General features: G+C 70.9%; 20 protein-coding genes and 1 pseudogene. 9 read left to right on the top strand and 12 right to left on the bottom strand.

Annotated features, from left to right (window positions below):
- Nucleotide 1: 1 nt before the first annotated feature.
- On the bottom strand, nt 2–1,303 hold the full coding sequence (locus ACLJQM_RS27630) for an MFS transporter (protein ID WP_247020342.1): 1,302 nt from the start codon (nt 1,301–1,303) through the stop codon (nt 2–4).
- 333 nt (nt 1,304–1,636) lie between these two features.
- Here ACLJQM_RS27630 and ACLJQM_RS27625 point away from each other — a divergent pair, with 333 nt between their 5' ends.
- The 3 genes from ACLJQM_RS27625 (at nt 1,637) to ACLJQM_RS27615 (ending at nt 4,645) form a co-directional block, all read left to right on the top strand.
- Nucleotides 1,637–2,290 carry a sigma-70 family RNA polymerase sigma factor gene (locus ACLJQM_RS27625; RefSeq protein WP_410633291.1) on the top strand — a complete coding sequence of 218 codons (654 nt, stop codon included), beginning with the start codon at nt 1,637–1,639 and terminating at the stop codon, nt 2,288–2,290.
- Between the two features lie 51 nt (nt 2,291–2,341).
- The gene (gene rfbB, locus ACLJQM_RS27620) at nt 2,342–3,337 is read left to right on the top strand and encodes a dTDP-glucose 4,6-dehydratase (protein ID WP_247020337.1); all 996 of its coding nucleotides are present in this window, start codon (nt 2,342–2,344) and stop codon (nt 3,335–3,337) included.
- An 87-nt stretch (nt 3,338–3,424) separates the two neighbouring features.
- Entirely contained in the window at nt 3,425–4,645 is a 1,221-nt protein-coding gene (locus ACLJQM_RS27615) for a class I SAM-dependent methyltransferase (RefSeq protein WP_247020335.1), read from the top strand.
- A 152-nt stretch (nt 4,646–4,797) separates the two neighbouring features.
- On the opposite strand, the gene ACLJQM_RS27610 is transcribed toward ACLJQM_RS27615, so the two are convergent.
- The gene (locus ACLJQM_RS27610) at nt 4,798–5,973 is read right to left on the bottom strand and encodes an acyltransferase family protein (RefSeq protein ID WP_247020333.1); all 1,176 of its coding nucleotides are present in this window, start codon (nt 5,971–5,973) and stop codon (nt 4,798–4,800) included.
- Nucleotides 5,974–6,161: 188 nt separating this feature from the next.
- On the opposite strand from ACLJQM_RS27610, the gene ACLJQM_RS27605 reads away from it, so the two are divergent.
- From ACLJQM_RS27605 to ACLJQM_RS27595, 3 genes and pseudogenes are all read left to right on the top strand, one after another.
- The gene (locus ACLJQM_RS27605) at nt 6,162–7,415 is read left to right on the top strand and encodes a cytochrome P450 (RefSeq protein WP_360776538.1); all 1,254 of its coding nucleotides are present in this window, start codon (nt 6,162–6,164) and stop codon (nt 7,413–7,415) included.
- A gap of 17 nt (nt 7,416–7,432) precedes the next feature.
- Nucleotides 7,433–7,582: pseudogene (locus ACLJQM_RS27600) on the top strand (hypothetical protein); the annotation flags it as partial.
- The gene (locus tag ACLJQM_RS27595) at nt 7,565–8,587 is read left to right on the top strand and encodes a class I SAM-dependent methyltransferase (protein WP_410633580.1); all 1,023 of its coding nucleotides are present in this window, start codon (nt 7,565–7,567) and stop codon (nt 8,585–8,587) included. The pseudogene ACLJQM_RS27600 and the gene ACLJQM_RS27595, both read left to right, overlap by 18 nt.
- A gap of 4 nt (nt 8,588–8,591) precedes the next feature.
- Here ACLJQM_RS27595 and ACLJQM_RS27590 read toward each other — a convergent pair whose 3' ends face one another.
- On the bottom strand, nt 8,592–10,178 hold the full coding sequence (locus ACLJQM_RS27590; RefSeq protein WP_410633290.1) for an MFS transporter: 1,587 nt from the start codon (nt 10,176–10,178) through the stop codon (nt 8,592–8,594).
- Nucleotides 10,179–10,404: 226 nt separating this feature from the next.
- Between ACLJQM_RS27590 and ACLJQM_RS27585 the strand changes: the two genes are divergently transcribed.
- Complete coding sequence (locus ACLJQM_RS27585; protein ID WP_360776542.1) at nt 10,405–11,541, top strand: nucleotide disphospho-sugar-binding domain-containing protein; 1,137 nt, start codon at nt 10,405–10,407, stop codon at nt 11,539–11,541.
- 74 nt (nt 11,542–11,615) lie between these two features.
- On the opposite strand, the gene ACLJQM_RS27580 is transcribed toward ACLJQM_RS27585, so the two are convergent.
- The 9 genes from ACLJQM_RS27580 to ACLJQM_RS27540 all read right to left on the bottom strand — a co-directional run bounded on the left by ACLJQM_RS27580 (nt 11,616) and on the right by ACLJQM_RS27540 (nt 22,291).
- Nucleotides 11,616–12,971: a nucleotide disphospho-sugar-binding domain-containing protein gene (locus ACLJQM_RS27580; protein WP_360776543.1), complete on the bottom strand. Its 1,356-nt coding sequence runs from the start codon at nt 12,969–12,971 to the stop codon at nt 11,616–11,618.
- 101 nt (nt 12,972–13,072) lie between these two features.
- Entirely contained in the window at nt 13,073–14,581 is a 1,509-nt protein-coding gene (locus tag ACLJQM_RS27575) for an APC family permease (protein ID WP_410633289.1), read from the bottom strand.
- A 177-nt stretch (nt 14,582–14,758) separates the two neighbouring features.
- Nucleotides 14,759–16,327 (bottom strand): GMC family oxidoreductase, encoded by a 1,569-nt coding sequence (locus ACLJQM_RS27570; protein ID WP_247020320.1) that lies wholly within the window; start codon nt 16,325–16,327, stop codon nt 14,759–14,761.
- On the bottom strand, nt 16,327–17,874 hold the full coding sequence (locus ACLJQM_RS27565; RefSeq protein ID WP_247020318.1) for a GMC family oxidoreductase: 1,548 nt from the start codon (nt 17,872–17,874) through the stop codon (nt 16,327–16,329). The genes ACLJQM_RS27570 and ACLJQM_RS27565 overlap by 1 nt, the downstream gene beginning before the upstream one ends.
- A gap of 94 nt (nt 17,875–17,968) precedes the next feature.
- Nucleotides 17,969–19,348: an aspartate aminotransferase family protein gene (locus ACLJQM_RS27560; RefSeq protein ID WP_360776548.1), complete on the bottom strand. Its 1,380-nt coding sequence runs from the start codon at nt 19,346–19,348 to the stop codon at nt 17,969–17,971.
- 129 nt (nt 19,349–19,477) lie between these two features.
- Nucleotides 19,478–20,665 (bottom strand): acyl-CoA dehydrogenase family protein, encoded by a 1,188-nt coding sequence (locus ACLJQM_RS27555; protein ID WP_410633288.1) that lies wholly within the window; start codon nt 20,663–20,665, stop codon nt 19,478–19,480.
- Between the two features lie 106 nt (nt 20,666–20,771).
- Nucleotides 20,772–21,233 carry an SgcJ/EcaC family oxidoreductase gene (locus tag ACLJQM_RS27550; RefSeq protein ID WP_247020312.1) on the bottom strand — a complete coding sequence of 154 codons (462 nt, stop codon included), beginning with the start codon at nt 21,231–21,233 and terminating at the stop codon, nt 20,772–20,774.
- Between the two features lie 29 nt (nt 21,234–21,262).
- Complete coding sequence (locus ACLJQM_RS27545; RefSeq protein ID WP_247020310.1) at nt 21,263–21,730, bottom strand: SgcJ/EcaC family oxidoreductase; 468 nt, start codon at nt 21,728–21,730, stop codon at nt 21,263–21,265.
- 87 nt (nt 21,731–21,817) lie between these two features.
- Nucleotides 21,818–22,291, bottom strand: a complete 474-nt coding sequence (locus ACLJQM_RS27540; RefSeq protein WP_247020308.1) for a hypothetical protein — start codon at nt 22,289–22,291, stop codon at nt 21,818–21,820.
- Between the two features lie 172 nt (nt 22,292–22,463).
- Between ACLJQM_RS27540 and ACLJQM_RS27535 the strand changes: the two genes are divergently transcribed.
- Both ACLJQM_RS27535 and ACLJQM_RS27530 read left to right on the top strand, forming a co-directional pair.
- Entirely contained in the window at nt 22,464–23,990 is a 1,527-nt protein-coding gene (locus ACLJQM_RS27535; RefSeq protein WP_410633287.1) for a hypothetical protein, read from the top strand.
- A gap of 37 nt (nt 23,991–24,027) precedes the next feature.
- A complete protein-coding gene (locus ACLJQM_RS27530; protein ID WP_410633286.1) occupies nt 24,028–24,213 on the top strand; it encodes a hypothetical protein in 186 nt (61 codons plus the stop codon).
- The last annotated feature ends 31 nt before the right edge of the window (nt 24,214–24,244 follow it).

Below are 24,244 nucleotides of genomic sequence, written 5' to 3'. Positions count from 1 at the left end.
GTCAGGCAGCTTCGTCGGCGCGTTCGGGGGTCCCGGCCTCGCCCGTGGGGGCGGCGGCCGGCGAAACCGCCGCGACCGGGCGGCTGCGGAGCAGCAGCAGGAAGGCGACGATCGGCAGGATCCCCATGATCTCGGCCATGATCGAGTACCCGCCGGCGCCGAGCAAGGCGGTGCCGCCGATGGTGCCGGTCGCCGAGACGCACCAGACGACGGCGTCGACCGCGCCGACGACCTGGCCCTGGCCGTTCGAGGACAGCGTCGTCGCGAGCGTGCGGCTGCCCGCCATGAACCCGAGGTTCCAGCCGTAGCCGAGCAGGAACAGCGAGATCGAGCCGAGCACCGTGTGCGACATCGTGGAGCCCGCGCCGATCGCGGCGGCGAGCACGAGCACCGCCAGGCCGGCGAACATCACCTTGCGCGCGCCGACCCGGTCGATCATCCAGCCGGTGAGCGGGGCGAAGACGAACATGCCGCCGGCGTGCGCGGCGAGCGCGGCGCCCACGACGACCAGGGTGCCGTCCTTGAGGATGATGTCCATCGGGGCCGCGGTCATGATCCCGACCATGATGAGCTGGCTGACGATCATGACCAGCAGCAGCATCCGCGCCGAGCTCGAGCGGAACACCGAGCCGAGCACGGCCAGCTGCGAGCCTTCCCCGCGTGGGGCCTTGTGCCGCGGCAGCGTGATGCCGCCGAGCCCGGCCACCGCGCTGACCACCGCGGCGAGCAGGAACGGCCCGGACAGCTCCGGCAGGCCGAACTTCCCCATCAGCGAGCTCATCGGGGCCAGCAGCAGCGGGCCGCCGACCGAGCCCACCGCACCGGCGGCGACGACCAGCCCGAGCGCGTACCCGCTGCGGTGCTTCGGGTAGAGCTCAGCGGCCGCGTACCGCGAGACGATCGAACCGCCGACGCCGAGGCCGAGCACGAACATCCCCGCGTCCAGCAGGGGAATGCTCTCGATCAGCGTCGCGGTGAAGCAGATCAGGCCCCCGAGCGTCCCGACGGCGAAGGCGACCATCAGGCTCGCCCGCCAGCCCAGCCACGACGTGGCCCGCACGAGCAGCAGTGCCCCGAGACCGGTGCCGAGGATGGTCAACGTCTGCGGGAACGCGCTCCACATGACACCGACGTACGGTTCGGCCCAGATGGTGCTCGTCGGCGCGACGGCGGCCATGGCGGCGTTCATCAGGGTGGCGGTGGTGAACAACGCCAACATCCCACGCCGCCGCGCGGACAGCTCGGCCCGGCTCGCCGTGTCGGCCGGCGGCGTCCCGGCGGCGGCTCCCAATCCTGGTGACACGACTTCCTCCCGGCCATCGGCGTCAACCACCTCATCGTGCGGGAGCTGATCGACCGGCACATCTCCCGCGTTGCCGAGCGGCAAAGGGCACTACGGAAGACGTGCCGGCGGGCCGAAGGGCACCCGCCGCTGATCAACGGGCCGGAACGGGCCTTCACCGCACGTGCCCGGGTGCGAACTGACCGCGACGGCCGGGACCGCGGACCGCACCCTGGGAGAAGAACCGCCGCGCCCGGTCCCCTCCCGCGCGCGAACGCGGACCGCAACCGAGGAGTAGGGCGCTGCCCACCGCGCTGCGAGCCTGGACCCGGGGATGCGAGGGGAGTACGACGAGTGGACGACAGACCGGGCCGGACCAGCGCCGTCGCCGTGAGCGACGAGCGGGCGTTCGGGAGGCTGCTCGAACGGCACCGGCACGAGCTGCGAGTCCACTGCCACCGGTTGCTCGGGTCCTACGACGAGGCCGAGGACATGGTGCAGGAGACCTTCCTCCGCGCGTGGCACAAGCGCGAGCAGTACGCCGGCCGCTCGACTTTCCGGGCCTGGCTGTACCGGATCGCCACCAACTGCTGCCTCGATCACCTCGCCCGGCAGCCGGACGCCGACGAGCTCGATGCCGGCGGCCCCGAGCCGAGCACGCCGGGTGCGGACGCCGCCGTGCTCGCCAGGGAGGTGCTCGAGCTGGCGTTCCTCACCGCGCTGCAGCACCTGCCGCCCAAGCAGCGCGCGGTGCTCGTGCTGCGCGACGTGCTCGGGTGGTCGGCCAAGGAGTGCGCCGACGTGCTCGGGATCAGCGTCGCCTCGGCCAACAGCGCGCTGCAGCGGGCGCGGTCGACGATGAAGCGGCACCTGCCCGGCGCGCGCAGCGAACGGGTGCGGCCCTCCGGCGCCGAACGGGTCCGGCTCCGCCGGTACATGAGCGCGCTCGACCGGTCCGAAGTGGACGTCGTGATGGAACTGCTCGACCGCGACCGGCCGGCGGCCTGACGCGCAAGGGAAGAGACGCGCCGGCGGTCCGCGCCGTGGCACCGTGCCCGCATGCGGATGCTGGTCACGGGCGGAGCGGGGTTCATCGGCGCGAACTTCGTGCAGGACACGATCGAACGGCGGCCGGACGCGGAAGTGACCGTGCTGGACGCGCTCACCTACGCGGGCAACCGCGACAGCCTCGGGCCGGTCGCCGACCGGATCCGGTTCGTGCACGGCGACATCTGCGACGCGGGGCTCGTCGACCGGCTGGTCGCCGGGTCCGACACCGTCGTCCACTTCGCCGCCGAATCCCATGTGGACAATTCCCTGCACGATCCGTCGCCGTTCGTCCGGACGAACATCATGGGCACGTTCACCATTCTGGAAGCGGTCCGCAAGCACGGGCGGCGGCTGCACCACATCTCCACCGACGAGGTGTTCGGCGACCTGGCGCTCGACGCGGTCGAGCAGTTCACCGAGGAAACCGCCTACGACCCGTCGAGCCCGTACTCGGCGAGCAAGGCGAGCTCGGACATGCTCGTCCGCGCGTGGGTCCGCTCCTACGGCGTCGAGGCCACGCTTTCCAACTGCGCCAACAACTACGGCCCGTACCAGCACGTCGAGAAGCTGATCCCGCGCCAGGTGACCAACCTGCTCACCGGCGCCCGCCCGAAGCTGTACGGCGCCGGCGCCAACGTCCGGGAATGGACGCACGTCGCCGACCACAACGACGCCGTGCACCGGATCATCGACGGCGGCCGCACCGGCCACACCTACCTCATCGGTTCCGGGGACGAGCGCAGCAACAAGGAAATCGTGGAACTGATCCTCGAGCTTTCCGGGCTGCCCACGGACGCCTACGACCACGTCGAGGACCGGCCCGGCCACGACCTGCGCTATTCCAACGATTCCACCAAGGTGCGCACCGAACTCGGGTGGCGGCCGCGGTACGCGGATTTCCGCGCCGGACTGGCCGCGACCCTCGATTGGTACCGCGAAAACGAATGGTGGTGGAAACCGCAGAAAACGGACACCGAGGCGCGGTACGGCATTCTCGGGCGCTAGCGCGCAATCGCGGAGACGCCTGCGCGGAAGCGGCCGCCGTACGTTTGTCCACCGGAGCACCGTACGGCTAGCCCGAAGGAGTAGGTCGTGAGTAAAACGCTCTGCCAGACGTGTGGGGACGTGGAGGTCCGCAAGTTCCTCTCACTCGGCCAGCAGCCTTCGTTCCATTTCCCGGCGAACCGGGAAGAAGCGGAGAACGAACGCCTCTGGCCACTCGAACTGGGTTTCTGCGAACAGTGCAGCCTGGTGCAGGTCTTGGAGTCGGTCAGCGAGCGCATCCTGTTCTCGGGCGACTACCACCACCTGGCCGGCCTCACCGCCGGCTACCACGAGCACCTGCAGGGGCTCGCCGACACGCTCGCGGGCCTGTTCGACTCGACCGACGGCCGGTCCGTCGTCGAGTTCGGCAGCAACGACGGCAGCCTGCTGGACAAGCTGGCCGCGCGCTCGTTCGACGTCCTCGGCGTCGACCCGGTCGGCCAGGTGACCGCCGCCGGTTCCCAGGTGGTCAAGGACTACTTCAGCTCGACCGTCGGGGCCGACCTCGCCGCCACCCGCGGCAAGACCGACCTCGTCGTCGCGCTCAACGTGTTCGCGCACGTCACCAACCTGCACGACGTGCTGGACGGCGTGACCGCGCTCCTCAAGGACGACGGTCTGTTCGTCACCGAGTCGCACTACCTGGTGGACCTGCTGGAGACCCTCCAGTACGACTTCGCCTACCACGAGCACTCCCGGTACTACTCGGTGACCGCGCTGGACGAGGCGTTCCGCCGGCACGGCCTGGAGACGGTCAAGATCGAGCGGATCCCGACCCACGGCGGGTCGATCCGGGTCTACGCCGGCTTCGTCGGCGAGCACGAGGTCGACCAGTCGGTCGTCGAACTGCGCGAGCTCGAGGACTCCCTCAAGCTGCGCGACTCGATGATCTACACGCAGTTCGCCGAGCGCGTCGAACAGCACCGCGAGAAGCTCAACGAGCTGGTCCGGTTCCTGAAGAACACCGGCGCGCGCGTCGCGGCGGCGTCCGCGCCGGGCCGCGCGGTCACGATGCTGAACTACTGCGGCCTCGGCCCGGACGACATCGACGTCGTCTCCGAGATCAGCCCGCGCAAGATCGGCAAGCTGTTCCCCGGCACGCACATCCCCATCATCAGCCAGCAGGAGCTGGCCGGGGACAACCAGCCGGAGTACGCGCTGCTGATGTCGTGGCACATCGCCGACGAGGTCATCACCAACCTGCGCAACGAAGGCTTCCGGGGCACGCTCATCGAGCCGCTGCCGGAGCCGCGGATCCTCGAGCGCTGAGGCCGCACCCGCCGTACGGGCAGCCACCGGCCCCGTCCCTCTCCGGAGGGGCGGGGCCGGTGGCTTTCCCGCGTCCGCACGGACAGCGGCCGGGACGGCGGCACGAAAGCGGCCCCGCCACCACGGGGGTGACGGGGCCGCTCGGGAAAGCGCTAGCTCGCGCGGGGTGCGGGGATCCGCGCCGGACGGGCCCGGCTGAACCGGCGCATCATCGGCGTCTCCACGAACCGGTAGAGCAGCCAGCCGACGAACAGCGTCACGACGAACAGGCCGATCAGCGTGAGGATCGCGAGCGGCGTGCTCAGCACGGCGTTGCCCATCAGGGACCGCAGGTAGAAGATCGTCACGCCCTGGGACAGGTAGAACCCGAAGGACACGTTGCCGAGCCAGACGGCGATCGGGCCGCGCAGCCGCGTGCGCGTGCCGTGCAGGTCCGCGTTGGCGAACGACGCCACCATCACCGCGATCGGGATCAGGGTCGCGAAGTTCAGCGAGAACTGGAACGGCACGAACATCGAAGCGACGTACCCGACGACCATGAACACGACCGACACGGCCGGCTTGATGCCGATCCACTTGCCGGCGAGCACGATCCGGGCCAGCACGGCGCCCAGCACGAACTCGAACAGCCTGCCGACCGGCAGGAAGTAGCCGAACCAGTACTGCAGCGGCGAAATCGGGATGTTCGGGTTGGCGCCGTCGCTCGGCACGACGAACGTCGCGATCAGCTGGTAGGCGAACAGCCCGGCGACCATGATCCCCGCCCACAGCCACAGTCGGCGGGTGCCCATCCGCAGGATCGGGCGGATGATCAGCGGGAACAGCATGTAGAACAGCAGCTCGCCGCCGAGCGACCACGACGGGGTGTCGACGCTCATCGCGATGCTGAAGTCCGGGAACCACGGGTGCACCAGGAACAGGTTGGGCAGCCACGCCTTCCAGCTGGTGTACGCGGCCGCGAACAGCACCATCGCCGCGACCCACATCGCCAGGTGGTTCGGGAACACCTTCACCAGACGGCGGCGGATGAACGCCCGCGCGCGCTCGCCGGGCTTCACCGACCACGACAGCACGAACCCGCTGAGCACGAAGAAGAAGGACACGCCGACGAAGCCGCCGGTCCCGAAGATCGCGCCGTACCACTTCGCGACGTCCACGTCGGCGAACGGGTTGATCGGCCCGGTCGGCAGCGCCGGGTTCATCATGATCCCCGTGTGGAAGAGGAACACGACGAACGCGGCGTAGAACCGCAAGCCGGTCAACGAATCGAGTTTCCTCGGCGCCCCCAGGTGGTGGGGCTCGAGGGGTACTTCCACAGTTTGCGCCATGCCGGCTCCTGCTCTTGGGATCGCTCGAGGCAGCCGAAGCTGATATTCCGGTTTCACTCTTCAACTCGCCGTGCGGTGGCGGCGTCTCCCGGCGTGCCGCCCTCGCGCGCAACCTCGAAGGCGCGCTCGAGCACCGGTCTCTGCGATAGTCGTTCCTACACCGTACTTTGGGCGTGGAGGCCGGAAACATGACCACGATCGACCTTTCCGATTTCGAAGGCTTCTGGGCCAAGCCCCTCGATTTCCGGCACGCCGCGTTCGACGAGCTGCGGGCCCGGCCGGGGCTGCCGTTCTTCGAGGAGCCGGAGTTCGGCTCGCTGGCGCGCGGCCGCGGCTACTACGCGGTGACCAAGATGGACGACATCCTCTTCGCCAGCCGCAACCCGGGCACGTTCATCTCCGGCAAGGGCAACGCCACCCCGGTCGACATGCCGGCGGAGTTCCTCGACCAGTCGATGATCTCGATGGACGACCCCCGGCACGCCCGGTTGCGCCGCATCGTTTCGCGCGGCTTCACCAACAAGAAGATCAAGTCGCTGCACGACAACGTGGCCCAGGTGGCCAAGCAGATCGTCGACGAGGTGATCGACCGCGGCGAGTGCGACGCGGTCGAGGACATCGCCTCGAAGCTCCCGCTGCGCATCATCTGCGACATGATGGGCGTGCCGGAGGCCAACCAGCAGTTCGTCTTCGACCAGACGAACAAGATGATGGGCGTCCAGGACCCGGAGTACGTCCCCGAGGGCGAAGACGCGTTCGAGGCGCTGTTCAAGGCCGTGCAGGAGCTGACCAACCTGCTGCACGAGCTGGCCGCCAAGCGCGCCGAAAACCCCACCGACGACATGATTTCGCAGCTGATGACCGCCGAGGTCAACGGCGAGTCGCTGACGCCGAACGAGCTGGCCCAGTTCTTCATCCTGCTCACCGGCGCCGGCACCGAGACCACGCGCAACGCGATCACCTGGGGCATCCACCTGCTGACGCAGCACCCCGAGCAGCGCGAAGCCTGGCTGGCCGACCTCGACGGCGTGACGCCGACCGCGGTGGAGGAGATCGTCCGCTGGACGACGCCGGTCATCGCGCAGCGGCGCACGATCGCCGAGGACGCCGAGCCGGTCGAGCTCTCCGGTCAGCTGCTCGTCCCGGGCGACAAGGTGATGATGTACTACTGGGCCGCCAACCGGGACCCGAAGTACTTCACCGACCCCGCGGGCTTCGACGTGCGCCGCGACCCGAACCCGCAGATCGGCTACGGCGGCCCGGGCCCGCACTTCTGCCTCGGCGCGCACCTGGCCCGGCTGGAGATCGGCGTGATGTTCCGCGAGCTGCTGACCCGGCTCCCGGACCTGCACTCGACGGGCGAGCCGGCCCGGCTGACGTCGCCGATGATCAACGGCATCAAGCGCCTGCCGGTGGCCTTCACGCCGGGCGGTGCGCGGTAACCGTTTGTCGTACGTGCCCGGGCGTCGAGGTCCGTGAGTTCCTCGCGCTCGGGCCGCAGCCGGCCTGCTTGTTCCCCGCGGACGCGGCGGCCGAGCCCGCGTGGCCGCTCGACGTCGCTTTCTGCCCGCGCTGCGGCCTGGTCCAGATCGTGACGCCGGTGAGCGAACGCGTGCTGTTCTCCGGCGACTACCACCACCTCGACGGGGTGACCGGCAGCTACCGGCGGCACCTGCGCGACCTGGCGGCGGACCTCGCCACCGCGTACCCGCGCGCCTCGGTCGTCGAGATCGGCAGCAACCACGGGGTGCTGCTCACCGAACTGGCCGCCCGCGGGCTCGACGTGCTCGGCGTCGACCCGAACGGCTTCGGCGCGGCTCCGGTCATCCGGGAGTTCTTCGGCGCCGAGACCGCCCGGCGACTGTCCCCTGTGGACATCGTCGCCGCGGTGAACACGCTGGCCTACGTCGGGGACCCGGCCGACTTCCTGAGCGGGGTGCGCGCGATCCTGCGCGAGGACGGACTGTTCGTCTCGGAGTCGCACTACCTGCCGGATCTCCTCGAGACGCTGCAGTACGACTTCTTCTACCACGAGCACCCGCGGTACTACTCGCTGACGGCGCTCGAAGCGGCGTTCGCCCCGCACGGGCTCGAGGTCTTCCGCGTCGAGCGGATTCCCACGCGCGGCGGATCGCTCCGCGTCCACGCCGGCTTCGCGGGCAAGTACGCAGTGGACAGCTCGGTGGCCGCGTTGCGGGAGTTCGAGAAACCCCTGCGGCTGAACGAAGAAGCGGTCTACCGGAAGTTCGCCGCGCGCGTGGCCGACCACCGCGACCGCCTGCGTGGCCTGCTGGCCGAGGTGACGCGGGACGGTTCGCGCGTCGCGGCCGCGACGTCTCCGGCGCGGGCGACGACGTTGCTGACCTACTGCGGGCTGGGCCCGGCCGACCTCGAGTTCGTTTCGGAGGTCAACCCGCGCAAGATCGGCCGGCTCTCCCCCGGCGCGCACCTCCCCGTGGTGGCGCAGGATCGCTTGTGCGGCCCCGACCAGCCGGAGTACGCGCTGCTGCTGTCGTGGCACATCGCCGACGAGCTGATTTCCCTGCTGCGCGCCGACGGGTTCCGGGGGCGGTTCATCGTCCCGCTCCCGGAACCTCGCGTCGTCGACGGCTGAAGGACTACACGGTTTCGGCGGCCGGGACCTTCTCCGGCTCGGGAGCCGGGGCGGGTTCCTGGCCGCTCTTCGGCACGTGCCGGAACAGCAGCAGGGCCACCGTCGCGAGCACCACCATGAGCACCGCGCACACCACGGCCGCACCGGCGAACCCGCTGGTGAAGGCTTCGCGGATGGCGGTCAGCAGCTGCCCGGCGAGGTCACCGGGCAGCGTGCCGGCCGCGGCCGTGCCTTCGGCGATGCCCTCGCGGGCGGCCGCGGCGACGTCCGACGGCACGCCGGCCGGGACCTCGGCCACGCCGCGGTAGACGGCCGTGGCGATGGACCCGAACACGGCGATCCCGAACGCGACCCCGAGCTCGTTGCTCGTCTGCGAAATCGCGCCCGCCGCCCCGGCCTTCTCCGGCGGCGCCGAACCCATCACCAGGCCGATGCCCAGCACGAGCATCGGCGAGAGGCCGGCGGTCGCGAGGACCGTGCCGAGCACCGCGATGACCAGCCCGCCGCTCGCCGGCACCTGCGTGAGCAGCACGAACCCGACCAGGGACACCAGCATCCCGCCGGCGATGACGACGGCGGGGCGGAACCGCTGGGCCAGGCCCGGCGACACCATGTACCCGGCCACCATGCCGACGGTGTACGGGATCAGCCACAGGCCGGAGTTCAGCGGCGACAGGCCGAGCACCAGCTGCAGGTACTGGTTGAACAGCAGGATGATGCCGCTGATCGTGGAGCCGCCGAGCAGCATCATGCCCAGCGCGCCGCTGAAGGCCGGGCGGCCGAGCAGCCGCACGTCCAGGAGCGGGTCGGCGAGCCGGCGCTGCCGCCGGACGAACGCCACCCCGAAGAGCAGGCCCGCCGCGAGGACCACCAGCGACACCACGACCGAGCTGCCGCGCGCCAGTTCCTTGAGGCCGTAGACGACCGGCAGGATGGTGGCCATCGACAGCACGATGCTGACCAGGTCGAGCTTGAAGCCGCCGGCGCCGGCGGCCCGGTGCTCGGGCAGCAGGATCGGGGCGACGACCAGCAGCAGCCCCATCACCGGCAGGCCGAGCAGGAACACCGAACCCCACCAGAACGCCGACAGCATGACGCCGCCGACCAGCGGGCCGATCGCCATGCCGACCATGAAGAAGCTCGTCTGGACGCTGATCGCGACCGCCCGCTGCTTGGCGTTGCGGAACATCGTGGAGATCAGGCCCAGCATCGTGGGCATCAGCGTGGAGCCGGCGATGCCGAGCCCCGCGCGGGCGGCGATCAGCATCTCCGCGCTGGACGACCAGGCCGCCACCGCCGAGGCGATGCTGAACAGCGCGGCGCCGATCATCAGCAGTTTGCGGTGCCCGATGCGGTCACCGAGGTTGCCCATGGTGACCAGGAGCCCGGCGATGGTGAAGCCGTAGATGTCGACGATCCACAGCATCTGCGCGCTGCTGGGGTGCAGGTCCGCGGTGACGTGCGGGATCGCCAGGATGAGGACGCTCAGGTCGAGCGACAGCAGGAGGGTCGGGAGGATGAGGACGGCGAGGCCGATCCACTCCTTCTTGCCCGCCCGCTCGCCTGGGGGCGTCGAGCTGTTGGTGGTCATGATCCCCTTTGGATGATTTGTCTGAACCGTTTCAAGAGTCACCGGGCGTGACTCGTCCAACACTGATCGTCGGTCACTCTCGATGACGACCGCATCTTTCTGATTGCTCTGCGTCACGAACTCCGCAAGCAATCGACGAGACGCTGACGGCGCCGGGCGGCTGGGAACCTCGAAGACAAGGACCGTCGCCCACCTGGGCGTTCGCCGACGCTGGGAGCACACGATCATGCGGATCCTCTTCGCCACGGTGCCCCTCTCGGGACACTTCTTCCCCCTCGTGCCGCTCGCGTGGGCCTACCGGGCCGCCGGCGCCGAGGTCGTGGTGACCACGTCGGCGGACTACCTGCCGACGGTGCTGCGCGCGGGCCTCCCGGCGACCCCGGCCGGGCCCGCGGCGGACTTCACCGGTCTCGCCGGGGACGGCTTCGACGACGCCGGCGAGCACCTGCTCGCCCACGGCCGGGTGTTCGCCCGCATCTCCGCCGCCAACCTGGTCGGCACGCTCCGGCTCGCCGAGAGCTGGCAGCCGGACCTCGTGGTGTTCGAACGCGCGGCCGCGGCCGGCGCGGTCACGGCGGCGGTGCACGGCGTCCCCGGCGTCGAGCTGCAGTGGGGCGTGCCGGCGCTGCGCGAGTACCGGGCCGCGGCGAACGAGGTGCTCGCCGGCGAGCTGTCCGCGCTGGGGCTGCCGGAACTGCCGCGCGCGGACCACGTCGTCGGCACCTGGCCGCCGAGCCTGCGCCACCTGCACGCGGCCGAGCACGCGAGCATGCGGCACGTGCCCTACAACGGCGACGCCCGGCTGCCGGGCTGGCTGGCGGTCCCGCCGCGGCGGCCGCGGGTGTGCCTGACGCTGGGCACCGTGCTGCCCGGGCTGGGCACGGCCGGGCTGTTCCTGGCCCTGCTCGAGGAGTTGTCCACATTGGACATCGAGCTGGTGGTGGCGGTGGCCGACGAGACGGCGGCGGAGTGGGGCACGCTGCCGTCCGCGGTGCTCCACGCGGGACGGCTCCCGCTGGCCCAGGTGCTGCGGACGTGCGACGCGGTGGTCCACCACGGCGGCAACGGGACGTCGCTGGCGGCGATCGAAGCGGGCGTCCCGCAGCTGGTGCTGCCGCACTTCGACGACCAGATCGGGAACGCGGAAGCCGTGGTCCGTTCGGGCGCCGGGCTGCGGCTGGCGCCCGGGGAGATCACGCCCGAAGCTGTCGCGGCGGCGTGCCGGGAGCTGCTGGACGACTCGCGGTTCGCCGAAGTGGCGGCCGGGGTCGCCGCGGAGAACGCCGCCCAGCCGTCACCCGCCGAAGTCGTGCGGACGCTGACGCCCCTGGCACTGCAGCCGAAACTCCGCCGCGCCGGCTGAACCGCTCGCACGAAAAGGCCGCGGGCCGGGTGATCGCTCCCCCCGGCCCGCGGCCTTTGCTCCCAGCCCCCGGCTCAGCCCTGGTGGTCGAGCGTGAGCTGCTCCAGGATCTTCACGTACTCGGCCGGGCCGGGGACCGAGTTGATCTCCTTCTGCAGCCGCTGGGCGTTCTCCTTGAAGGACTTCTCCTCCAGGACCCGGCGGATCTGCTCGCGCATCACCGAGGCGTCCGGCTCGGCCACGTTCAGCACCAGGCCCGCGCCCTTCGCCAGGGTGAAGCGGGCCAGCGCCGGGCCGAGGCTGTAGCGCGAGCGGGCCAGGCGGGCCGCGCCGGACGGGTTCGCCCGGATGCTGTGGCCGACGAAGTCGACCAGCAGCTGCGGGACGCTGTTCAGGATCGCCGGCATGACCGTGCCGACGCCGCCGTGGTGGATGAGCAGCGAGCACGTCGGGACCAGCTGGTCCAGCGGGACGAACGGGAGGACGCGGACGTTCTCCGGGATCTGCTCGACCTTGGCCAGCTGCTGGTCGTCGAGCGTCGCGACGACCTCGACGTCCAGTTCGGACAGTGCGTTCAGCAGCACCGGGATGTGGTCCCAGCCGCCCTCCATGAACGCGCGCTCGGACAGGCCCAGCGACACCGCGACGCGGGGGCGCTCCGGCACCGGGTACAGCCAGTCCGGCATCGGCTGCTGGCTCGAGTACGACACCCAGCGCATCGGGACGACGTTCGCGGACACCTCGGGGCCGATCTCCGTCGGCTGCGAGTTGATCGTCCACTGGCCCCACAGCAGCTCGTCGTCGATCTCGACGCCGTAGCGCTCGGCCGCCGCGCGGACCGTCTCGACCGCCGGGTTCGGCAGCTCCGGCGCGCCCGGCTTGCTCGTGAGCTCCTTGAACTTGTCGATGCTGCGGCAGAAGACGTCGGGCGCGGTCCACCAGCGGGCGTGCGCCGCGCCGGCGACCTTGGCCGCCACCGCGGCGGCGGGCAGGCAGGCGTCCCAGATCACCAGGTCCGGCTTCCACGCCTTGGTGAACTCGACGAGGCCGTCGAGGAACGGCAGCGGCTCGTTCGGGTCGCCCTTCCACGGCGCGAAGTCCCACTGCGCGGGCAGGTAGTACTGGCTGTAGACGTCCCAGTGCTCGCGGTCCGGGTCGTCGGCGTCGAAGCCCAGCGCTTCGAGGGCCTCGGTGATCTCGGCCAGGTCCGCCCGCTCCTTCTCGTAGGCGCGGCCGGGGCCCATCGGGATCGGCATGCTGTCGATGTCGCAGACCGGGACCGGGGTGATGCCCATCGACGCGATCGTCTCCACCCCGCCCGGGTGCGTGGCGATCACGACTTCGTGCCCCGCGGACTTCAGCGCCCAGGCCAGCGGCGCCAGCGGGTAGGTGTGCGCCGGGGCCGGCCAGATGGCGAATTGCACACGCATTGTTTCGGCTCCTCCAGGACGTGTCGGCGGGAGACTTTCTTCAGCCGCCAAGGAAAAATCGTATGGGCGCGAAGCGGGGCGGACATCTCCCCGAGTGCCGCTCAGGCTGCCTCGGCCCGCCGGTCACCGGGCTCTTCCGGGTCCGGGACCGCCGCCAGGCCGCCGCGTTCCGACGCGATTCGGGAAAGCGCCGCATAACGCTCGGGACGGCGGGCACGCAGCCACAGCGCGAAGCCCGCGCCGGCCGCCACGACGACCACGAACGCCCACGGCAGCGAGTTCACCAGCGTGCTGGTGGTGCCGGTCAGCAGGTCGAAGTTCTGGATCACCAGCACCGCGGACGCCACCAGCCCGAGCAGGCCGAGGACGGGCGCGACCCCGGTGCGCCACCAGTGCCGGTCCGGCCGGCGGCGGAAGAACGCGATGACCGAAAGGGACGCCGCCGCCTGCAGCCCGACGATGCCGAGCGTGCCCAGCCCGGTCATGGTCGTGGCGAGGTTGACGTAGGGGTCCGCGCCGGCGATGGCGAAGATCGCGGTCACGGCGACGGTGAAGACGGTCTGCGTCAGGCTCGCGCGGTGCGGCGAGCCGTGCTTGCGGTGCACCGCGCCGAGCCCGGCGGGCAGCACGCGGTCGCGGCCGAGGGCGTACAGGTACCGGTTCGAGGCGCCGTGCATGGCCAGCATCCCGGCGAACAGGCTGGTGCACAACAGGATCTGCATCCCGGTGGTGACCGCGGAGCCCAGGTAGTCGTCGGTGAGGCTGCCGAAGAGGTTGCCGAGCTGCTGCCCGGCGACGTCCCGCAGCTGCCCCGGCCCGACGGCACCGACCGCGACCCAGCTCGTCAGCGCGTAGAAGACCGCGATGAGGATCACCGACCAGTAGGTGGCGAGCGGCACGCTGCGGCGCGGGTTGCGCGACTCTTCGCCGTACAGCGCGGCGGATTCGAAGCCGATGAAGGAGATGAGCGCGAACATCAGGGAGACGCCGAGCCCGGCGCCGACGATGGTCGCCGGGTCGAACGAGGCCGCGGGGAGCGCGCCGCCGCCGTGCCGGATCAGCACCGCGACGTCGAGCAGCACCAGGATGGCGACCTCGGCGATCATCAGGACGGCCAGCACGCGGGCGCTGAAGTCGATCTTGCGGTAGCCCGGCACGCCCATCAGCGCGAGGCCGATCGCCGCCCACACCGGCCACGGCCAGTCGAGGCCGTAGGAGGAGGCGACGAGCTGCGCGAAGTAGGCGAAGGCGCCGGTCATGCCGACGGTGGCGGTGTTGTAGGCGAGCACGGCGGCCCAGCCACCCCCGACCGCGGCCGGCCGGCCGAGCCCGGCGGACAGGTAGCCGTAGAACCCGCCGGAGGTGACGATCCGGCGGCTCATCGCGGCGTACCCGACGGAGAAGCAGAGGAGCGTGAGCCCGGCGAAGACGAACATCGCGGGCACGGCGGCCCCGTTGCCGATGGCGAAGGCCAGCGGAACGGTCCCGACCATGGCGGCGAGCGGAGCCGCGGCGGCCACGACCAGGAAGACGATCTTGGGAGTGCCGAGGGTGCGGCGGAGGGACGCCGGTCGCGCGTCCCCGGAGCCGCGGTCGGATGCTGCGCTCACGGGTTCTTCCTCTCACTCGCTCGCGATGGGGTTCGCGACCAAGTTTTCGCTTGCGAGCGGCCCGCCCTCGTCTCCCCCGCTGCGCACTTCGACCGGGCGGGTCGTGAGCGGAGCAGGGGACGCGAAAGGGACGGCCGGCGGGTGCCGGCCGTCCCTTTCTCCGCGCGGGGAGCCGCGTCAGGACGCCTTGGCCAAGTGCGTCGACTGCGCGCCGCGGACCAGGTCCGCCGCCTTCTCCCCGATGACGATCGCCGTCGCGTTCGGCGCGCCGCGCCCGACGGTCGGCATCACCGAGACGTCGGCGACCCGGAGGCCTTCGACGCCGTACACCTTGAGCTCGTGGTCGACGACCCGGCCCATCCCGCAGGCGCCGCTGCCGTGGAAGATCGAGTTCGTGTAGCGCCGAACGTACTCGCGCAGGTCGTCGTCGGAGTCCGTCGCCGGGGCGTTGAGCAGGCGCTCGTTGAACTTCGCGAACGCCGGCTGGCGCGCGATGTCCATGGCGATCCGGACGCCGGCCACCGCGACGTCGATGTCGCCCTCCGCGGTGAAGTACCGGTGCTCGATCTTCGGCTTGGCCGTCGGGTCCTCCGCCACCAGCGTGATCTGCCCGCGGCTGCGCTGCGTCAGCAGCACCGGGCCGAAGGTGATCGCGTGCCGGGTCGGCACCGTCAGGCCGCTGTCGACGAACTCCATCGGCCCGGCGAAGTACACGACGTCCGGTCCGGGCAGCCCCGGCTGGGTGCGCACGTAACCGCCGGCCTCGGGGCCGTTCGACGTCAGCGGGCCGCGGCCCTCTTCCTGGAACGCCCGGATGCTCTCCGGCTCGAACGCGCTCAGCAGGCTGTTCGGCTGCGAGTGTTCGTAGATCAGCGGGACCAGCGGGTGGTCCTGCAGGTTCTTGCCGACCTCGGCGTGGTCGAGCACGACCTCCATGCCCAGCCCGCGCAGCTGGTCGGCCGGGCCGACGCCGGAGAGCAGCAGCAGCTGCGGCGAGTTGTACGCCCCCGCCGAGAGGATGACCTCGCGCTCGGCGTGCAGGGTGAGCTCCTCGTCGACCTGACGGCCGGTGACGCCGATCGCGCGGCCGTTCTCGATCAGCACGCGGTAGACCTGGTAGTTCTTGATCAGCGTCAGGTTCGGCCGCTCGAGCGCCGGGTGCAGGAACGCCTGCGCGGTGCTCCACCGGCGCCCGTTGCGCTGGGTCACCTGGAAGCGGCCGAAGCCGTCCTGGGTGGGGCCGTTGAAGTCGTCGTTGGCCGGGTGCCCGGCCTGCAGCGCCGCCTCGACGAGCGCCGTCGTCGCCGGGTTCAGCGAGCGACCGTCCGAAACGGACAGCGGGCCACCGGCACCGTGGTACTCCGACGCGCCGCGCTCGTTGTCCTCCGAGCGCTTGAACAGCGGGAGCAGGTCGTCGTAGCTCCAGCCGGGCTGGTTCCAGCCGTCGTAGTCGATGCGGTTGTTGCGCAGGTACAGCATCGCGTTGATCGAGCTGGTGCCGCCGAGCACCTTGCCGCGGGGGTGGAAGATCCGCCGCCGGTTCAGCTGCTCTTCTTCGTGGGAGTCGTAGTCCCAGTCGACCCGGGTGCGGAACAGGTCGCCGAAGACGGCCGGGATGTGGATGTTCTCGACGTCGTCGTTGCCGCCCGCCTCGACCAGGGCGACCTTGACGTCGGGGTCTTCGGACAGCCGGGCCGCGAGCACGCAGCCCGCGGAGCCGGCGCCGACCACGATGTAGTCGTACATCAGCTGGCCTCCTTGATGAGGTCGGCGGCCTTCTCGCCGATCATGATGGCGGACGCGTTCGGGTTGCCCCGGCCGACGACCGGCATCACCGAGCAGTCGGCGACGCGCAGGCCGTCGACGCCCTGGACGCGCAGCTCGGCGTCGACGACCTCGCCGATCGCGCAGGTGCCCGCCGGGTGGAAGATCGAGTGGGTGTAGCGGCGGAGGTAGGCCTTGAGGTCCTCGTCCGAGTCCGACGCCGGCAGCTGGTAGAACGACTCGTGGAACGGCCGCAGGGCTTCCTGCTTGGCGATGTCCATCGAGACCCGCAGCGCCCGCACACCCGTCTCCAGGTCGGACTCCTCGGCGAAGAAGTTGTTGAGGATGCGCGGCTTCGCCGTCGGGTTGGTCGACTGCAGGGTGATGTTGCCGCGGCTCTCCGGTGTGATGAGCACCGGGCCGAGGGAGATCGCGTGCTCGTAGGGGAACGCGAGCCCGCTCTCCACGAACATCACCGGCGCCGCGAAGATCGCCGCGTCCGGGGCGGGCAGGTCCGGCAGGGTGCGGAAGTAGCCGCCGGCCTCCGGGCCGTTGCCGGTCAGCGGACCGCGCTGCTCTTCCATGAACAGCCGGAAGTTCTCCGGGGTGGCCGCCGCGGTCATGCTGATCGGCTGCGAGTGCACCGAAACCAGCGGCACGAGCGCGTGGTCGGAGAGGTTCTGGCCGACCTGCGGGCTGTCGGCGACGACCGGGATGCCGAACGCCGAAAGCAGGCACGACGGGCCGATGCCGGACAGCTGCAGCAGCTGCGGCGAGTTGTACGCACCGGCGGAGAGGATGACCTCGCGCTCGGCGCGGATGTCGACCGGGGCGTCCTCGCGCTGCTGGCCGGTGACGCCGACCGCGCGGCCGTTCTCGATGATCACCTTGTGCGCGCGGAACTCCGTCAGCACGGTGAGGTTCGGCCGGCCGAGCGCCGGGCGCAGGAACGCCGCCGCGGTGCTCCACCGCTTGCCGTCGCGCTGGGTCAGCTGGAACTCGCCGAAGCCGTCCAGCTCGGCGCCGTTGAAGTCGTCGGTGGCCTTGTAGCCGGCCTGCACGGCGGCCTCGACGAGCGCGACCGAGCTCGGGTTGTGCGAGCGGTTGTCCGAAACGGACAGGGGGCCGCCTTCGCCGTGGTAGGGCGAAGCGCCGCGCTCGTTGTCCTCGGACTTCTTGAAGTACGGCAGCACCTCGTCGAACGACCAGCCCGGCTGGTTCCAGCCGTCGTAGTCGAGCTTCGTGCCGCGGACGTACAGCATCGCGTTGGTGGAGCTGGTGCCGCCCAGCACCTTGCCGCGCGGGAGGTAGAGCCGGCGCCCGCCGAGGTGCGGCTCCTCCGCGGTGTCGTAGTCCCAGTCGTAGCGGGTGCGGAACAGCTGGCTGAACGCCGCCGGAATGTGGATCTCCTCGGCGTCGTCCGGCGGCCCCGCCTCCAGCAGGCACACCTTGACGTCGGGATCCTCCGACAGCCGGGCCGCCAGCACGCACCCCGTCGAACCCGCGCCGACGATCACGTAGTCGTACATCTGTTCTCCAAGCTCCAGAAGGTGAATCGGGGTCGAGCTCGCTGCCGGAGCTCGGCGGGCGGGACGGCGGGCTCGCACCCGCCGTCCCACGGGGTCAGCGCGGCGCGAGCGTGCCGTCCGGACGCAGCCGGGACACGACCTCGACGACCGCCGCGGTGGCCCGGCGCGCCTCCGCCTCGGTGAACACCAGCGGCGGCGCGAGCACGAAGTTGTGCCCGTACGGCCGGGCGATCACGCCGTGGGCCTTGCGCGTCTCGAACGCGACCGCCTCCACCTGCGACCAGTCCAGCGGGATCGTCGTTTCCTTGTCGGCGACCAGTTCGAGGGCGGCGAGCGTGCCCTCGATGCGGACGTCCCCGACGTTCGGCAGCTCGCGCGCCGGCGCCAGCCCCTCCTCGAACCAGCCCTGGATGCGCCGCGCGTTCTCCAGCAGGCCTTCGCGCTCGATGATGTCGAGCGTGGCCAGGCCGAGCGCGCAGGCGACCGGGTGCCCCTGGAACGTGTAGCCGTGGAAGAAGCCGCCGTCGCCGATGAGGGTGTCGGCGATGTCGTCGGTCATCAGCGTGGCACCGAGCGGCGCGTAGCCACCGGCGATGCCCTTGGCCGCGGTGATGATGTCCGCGTCCATGCCCTGGTTCGCCGACTCGAACCACGAGCCGATCCGGCCGAACGCCGTGACGACCTCGTCCGCGATGAGCAGGATCCCGTTCTTGCTGAGGACCTCGCGCACGCGCTTCCAGTACCCCGGCGGCGGGGCGAGCACGCCGCCGCCCGCCATGATCGGCTCGCCGATCATGGCCGCGATGTTGCCCGCGCCGATCCGCTCGATGGTGTCCTCGAGCTCCTTGACCAGGAAGTCGGTCGGGTCGACGTCGCCGTAGAGCTGCTTCGCCCGGTACGGGTAGGGCGGGGACAGCTTCTCGACGTGCGGCAGGTTCGGGCCGACCCCCGCCTGCATGGGCGGGAAGCCGGTCGCAGTGCCGCTGCCGTAGGTCGCACCGTGGAACGAGTAGTGCCGGGCGAGGATCCACGTCCGGTCCGGCGATCCCTTGCGGGTGTGGTAGAGCCGGGCGGCCTTGATCGCCGTCTCCACCGCTTCCGAGCCACCGCTGGAGAACGCGACCCGGTTGATGCCGGCCGGCGCGAGCTGCGCGAGCCGCTCGGCCAGCCGGATCGCCTTCTCGTTGGTGAACTCGAGGAGGCTCGTGAAGAACTCGATCTCCTTGATCTGCTTCGCGGCGACCTCGGCGAGGTCGGCGCGGCCGTGACCGACCGGCGAGTGCCAGACCCCGCCACCGGCGGCGTCGAGGAGCTCGTTGCCGCGCGCGTCCCAGACCGTGCTGCCCTGCCCCTTGACGATGACCAGGCGGTCGGTGATGTCACCGCGGTGCATCGAGCGGACCAGGTGCTTGCGGTCGAGGTCTTCCAGTTCCTGCGCCGGGGCGGACAACGGTGGGATCCCAGGTGTGGTCACGGCTTTCAGTCCAATCATGAGAGGAGACGACGTTATTCGCCCCAGGAACGTTGGCACACAACACTTTCCGAAACCGAGTTCACCGTACACGGCGGTCGGTCGTCGACTTCTCCGCCGGTGCGGGGCGCCTCAGATGTACTGCGTGTTCGGTTCCAGGCCGAGCAGGACCCGGCCGTAGAGCTCGTTGTTCGTGTCCGGCGCCATCAGCGCGTGCAGGTTCACCACGTGGATGTCACGCGCGATCCGCTGGATCGGCACGCTGGTGTAGGCCGACGAACCGCCGCTGGCGAGGCTCAGCGCGTCCACCGCGGACTTGGTGAGCTTGCAGATCGCGCCGATGTCCGCGCGGGTGCGGGCGCGCTCGACGAGCGACCACTCCGCGCCGGTCGCGGCCTTCTCGTCCGCGGTCCGGGTGATCCGGTCCGCGTGGAAGGCGGCCTGGTCGATCTGCAGCCGGGCCTCGGCGACCTTGAGGTGCGTGACGGGCGCTTCGGCCTGGTGCGCGTAGTCGGTGTAGGTGATCTTGCGGGTGCCGACGCGCTCGAGGAAGTTCTCCATCGCGGCCTCGGCCAGCCCGATCGGCGTGCCCGCCGAAGACGCGTTCGCCACGCCCAGCAACGGGTTCCGGTAGATCGGCAGCTCGGCGCTGGCCGGCGAGTGGCTCTGCCCCTGCAGGATCGACACCAGCGGGATGACGCGCTCGGCGGGCACGAACAGGTCGTTGGCGACGGTCGTGACACTGCCGGAGCCGGCCATGCCCATCGTGTACCAGTCGTCGATGACCTGCAGGTCGCTCAGCGGCACCAGCGCGGCGACCGGCCACATGCCCTGGCCGTCCGGCGTCGGGGCGATCGCGATGATCTCCTGCCAGTGGCTGTGCAGCGCGCCGCTGATGAAGCCCCAGCGGCCGTTGACGACGTAGCCGCCGTCGGTGGGCACGGCCTGCCCGCCCGGGCTGAGCGTCCCGCAGACGCGGACGTCCGGCGTCGAGTAGACCTCGTCCTGGACGGCGTCCGGGAACATGCCGACCATCCAGCCGGGGATGTTCCACACCGACGTCGTCCAGCCGACGGCGCCGTCACCGCGGGCCAGTTCGACGAGCACGGCGTTCAGGGTCGAGGTGTCGACCTCGAACCCGCCGTACCGCTTCGGCACGCGCAGCTTGAAGAACCCGGCGTCGCCCAGCGCTTCGAGGGTGTCGTCGTGCAGGCGGCGGTTCTCCTCGTGCCACACGGCGTTCTTCTGCAGGAGGGGCACCAGGCCCTGGGCCCGGCGGACCAGTTCCTCGCGCGAAGGGACGGGGACGTTCGTCGTCATCGGTGGTCCTTCCGGGTTTCCACGTGCGGCTTCGGATCGAGAATCCGCTTACCCGCTCCGGCGGCGCACCTCCGCGATTGCGGAGCACGCCGCCGGGCGACGGTGCTCAGCCCCGGACCGGGCTGCTCTGGTGCGACAGGAGCGACCACTCGCCGTCCCGCTCCACCACGATCCAGGTGGCGCGGATCTGGCGCTCCGGCGCGGTTTCGGTCTCGCCGTCGAGGATGATGCCGCCCTGGGTGATCACCATGGCGGTGTCCTCGGCCAGGAACGTCACCTGCAGCGGCCAGCCCTTGACGTGCGCGCCGGCCAGCGGGCCGTCGAAGCCCGCCTGCATGTAGGCGCGGATCTGCTCCCGGCTCGTCAGCTGCTGGTCCTGCATGAGCAGGCTGCCGTTCTCGGTGAAGACCCCGGCGAACTCGTCGGCGTCGTTGGTCTTCCACGCGTGCGTGATGCGCAGCGGCACGGTCAGCGCGGCGCGGTCCCGGGGGTCGGTGAACTCCCGGTAGAAGTCCGTGTCCTCCTCGACCCCGTACGAGGCGAGGATCTCCGTTGCGGTGGCGGGCATTGCGGCTCCTTCGTCGGTGTTCGGGATGGTCACCAGCGGAGGGTCGCGCCGGTGCCGCGCGGGCTGTTCTGGTAGCCGGCGAGGTACCACACGCCGTCTTCTTCCTTCTTGACCGTCCAGGTCGAGCGGACGGCCAGCTCCGGCGAGATCTCGGTCTCCCCCGGCGCCAGGATGCCGCCGTGCGTGCGGATCAGCGCGACGGAGTCGTTGACCAGCCGCAGGTCCACCGGCTTGCCGGTGATGCGCGAGTCCTTGAACGGGCCGGCGAACGCGGCCGCCAGGAACGGGCGGATCTCGTCGCGGCCGACCTTGTAGACGTCACCCGGCAGGATCAGGGTGCCGTCCTTGGTGAAGACGTCGACGACCGCGTCGACGTCGTTGCGCGCCCAGGCTTCGACGAGCCGCAGCGGGACGCCCAGCACTTCCTTTTCCCGCTCGCTCGTGAACGGGCCGTAGTAGTCGTCCAACGCGGACGACGCGTCGACTTCAGCGGACACCGGGTCCTCCTCTTAGCCTCAGCGGACGGGTCCCGTCCATCATCGGCGGCCACCCCGTGACCCGGCGCCTTCTGCATTGCCGCTAAGTCACGCGCTCCGGTCGAGCCCGGCGACGAGCGGCTCCGGGCGCACGTTGTGCGGGTAGGGCCAGCCGCGCTGCGTCAGGTAGAGGACGAGGTCGACGGTGTTGCTCGCGACGTCGATCTGCGAAATGCGGTGATTCTCGATCTTCAGCACAATTGTTTCCACGGACGTTCCCTCCCGGCCGGTCGGCCCGATGTGGAAGAACGGCTCGTCGTGTTTCCAGTGCAGGTTGAAGACGATGAATCCCCGCCCGTTCCCCTGGTCGTCCAGTGCGAGGTGCTCGTCGACGAGGTCTATGCGCTTGCCGAGGCGCACGAACCACTTCGCCCATTCCTTCAGCGCCCCCAGGCCGATTTGCCCGAACTGGGCCGGGCTGTTGATCAGCACGTCGTCGGCGATGATGGCGTCCCAGCGGTCGAACTCGACGAGTTGCAACCCGTCGTACAGTTCTCTGGTCAGCGTGGTTTCCGAATTCACGGTCACTCCTGTGGAGAGTAGGTGTGGAACGACCGAGAATGGCATCGCCCGGCAGGCGTTGCCACTTTCCGGCGAAGCGCGAAACCCAGAGGGCACCCTCGGAGTAGAGCGCTGTGCGAGCCCTGACTACCGTGCGACAGTGGAGTGGACCCGGCCCGCGGAAAGGGCGGACATGATTCCCCTGCGAACCGAGGAGCCGCCGGACGCGCGCCTGCGGGCCGCGCTCGCCGCCGACCGGCCCCTGCTGCACGACCACCCGCGCCTGCGGTCGTTGCTGGAGTCGGCCGCGGTGGCCGATCCGGGCCGGTTCTTCCTGCTGTTCCTGCACCACTGCATGGCCACCGGCGCCGCGCTCGACCAGGGCGCGGCCGAAGAGGACGTGGCCGGCCTCGTCTCCGGACGCTGGACCGGCGCCGCGCTGCTCGCCGAACTGGGCCACGCCAACAGCAACTCCCGCACGCACACCGAGGCCGTCTTCGACCCGGCGACGCGGGAGTTCGTGCTGTCGAGCCCGGTGCCCGGCGCGGCGAAGTACCCCGCCACCTTCGGCCCGGCCGGCTTCGCGACGCTCGCCGTCGTCAGCGCCCGGCTCGTCATCGGTGGCACGGAGCACGGCACCGCGCTGTTCCTGGTGCCGGTGCGCGACGAGCGTGGGCCGTGCCCGGGCGTCACGATCGAGCCGTGCCCGCCGACCGCGTTGCTGCCCCTGGACTACGCGACGGTCCGCTTCGACGGCGTCCGGGTGCCCTACCGGCGCTGGCTGCGGGACGGCGCGTCGATCACCTCCGCGGGCGAGTTCCACGACCCGCTGGCCGACACCGGTGCCCGCGGCCGGCGCACGATGAGCATGGGCCGCTTCGGCTGGGGCGCGATCACCGTCGGCCTGGCCGCGGTCGCGCGCGCGAGCGTGTCCCTCGCCCTCGAACGCGCGAGCCACCGCGGCACGCTCGACCGGCTGGCCGGCGAGATCCCCGCGATCGAGCACCTCAACCAGCAGCGCCTGCTGTTCGGCGCGCTGGCGTCGGCACTGGCGGCGACGACGCTCGCCCGGCGCGAAACCGGCCGCTACTGGTCCTTCGGCGCACCGCCCGGCGTGCACCGCGAGCTGGGGCTGACGAAGGTCGCGGTCACGTCGCTGGCCGACGACGCCGTGAACCGCGCCCGCTCGGCGAGCGGCACGGCCGGCTTCTTCTCCGAGCACCGCCTCATCGGCTACCAGGGCCTGACGCTGGCGTTCCAGTCCGCCGGCGGCGACAACCGGCTGATCCGGCTGGACGCGGCCTGGACGATGGCGGCGGGCCAGGACTACACCCCGCCCGCGGCCGCCCCGGGCGCCGACGAGTGGGTGACGCTCTTCGGGCACCGGGAGCGGCTGCTGCACGAGGAACTGACGACCGGGCTGGACGGGACGTTCGCCGGCTGGAACGCGCGATCCGAGCTGGCCCTGCGCTTCACCGCGGCCCACTCCGCCCGCGTGACGGCGGAAGTCCTCTCCGGCGAGCTGCCGTCGGACCTGTACGAGCTGCACTGCCTCGAGGAGGTCGAGGCGCAGGCGGGCTGGTTCCTGGCCCACGGTCTGCTCACGGCCGGGCAGGTGCTCGGGCTGCCGGAGCGGATCAACGAGATCTGCCGCCGGCTGCACCGGGAGGGTGCCGCGCTCGGGCAGCTGCTGGAGATCCCAGAAGAGCGGGCTGCGTAACGAAAGGGCTCCGCTCGCCGAGCGCGAGCGAGGCCCGTTGCACGAGCCGCACTGCCTCGAAGAAGTCGACGCCCGCGCGGGCCGGTTCCTGGCCCACGGGCTGCTCACCGCCGACGAGGTGCTCGGGCTGCCGGAACGGATCAACGAGATCTGCCGCCGGCTGCACCGGGAGGGTGCCGCACTCGGGCAGCTGCTGGATTTTCCCGAAGACTTGGCGGCGTAGCGAAAGGGCTTCGCTCGCCGAGCGCGAGCGG

Source organism: Amycolatopsis sp. cmx-4-83, assembly GCF_046548815.1.
In the GTDB taxonomy this organism is placed as follows: domain Bacteria; phylum Actinomycetota; class Actinomycetes; order Mycobacteriales; family Pseudonocardiaceae; genus Amycolatopsis; species Amycolatopsis pretoriensis_A.
Note: the sequence above shows the minus strand (reverse complement) of the source record. Positions and strands in the feature narration are given on the sequence as shown.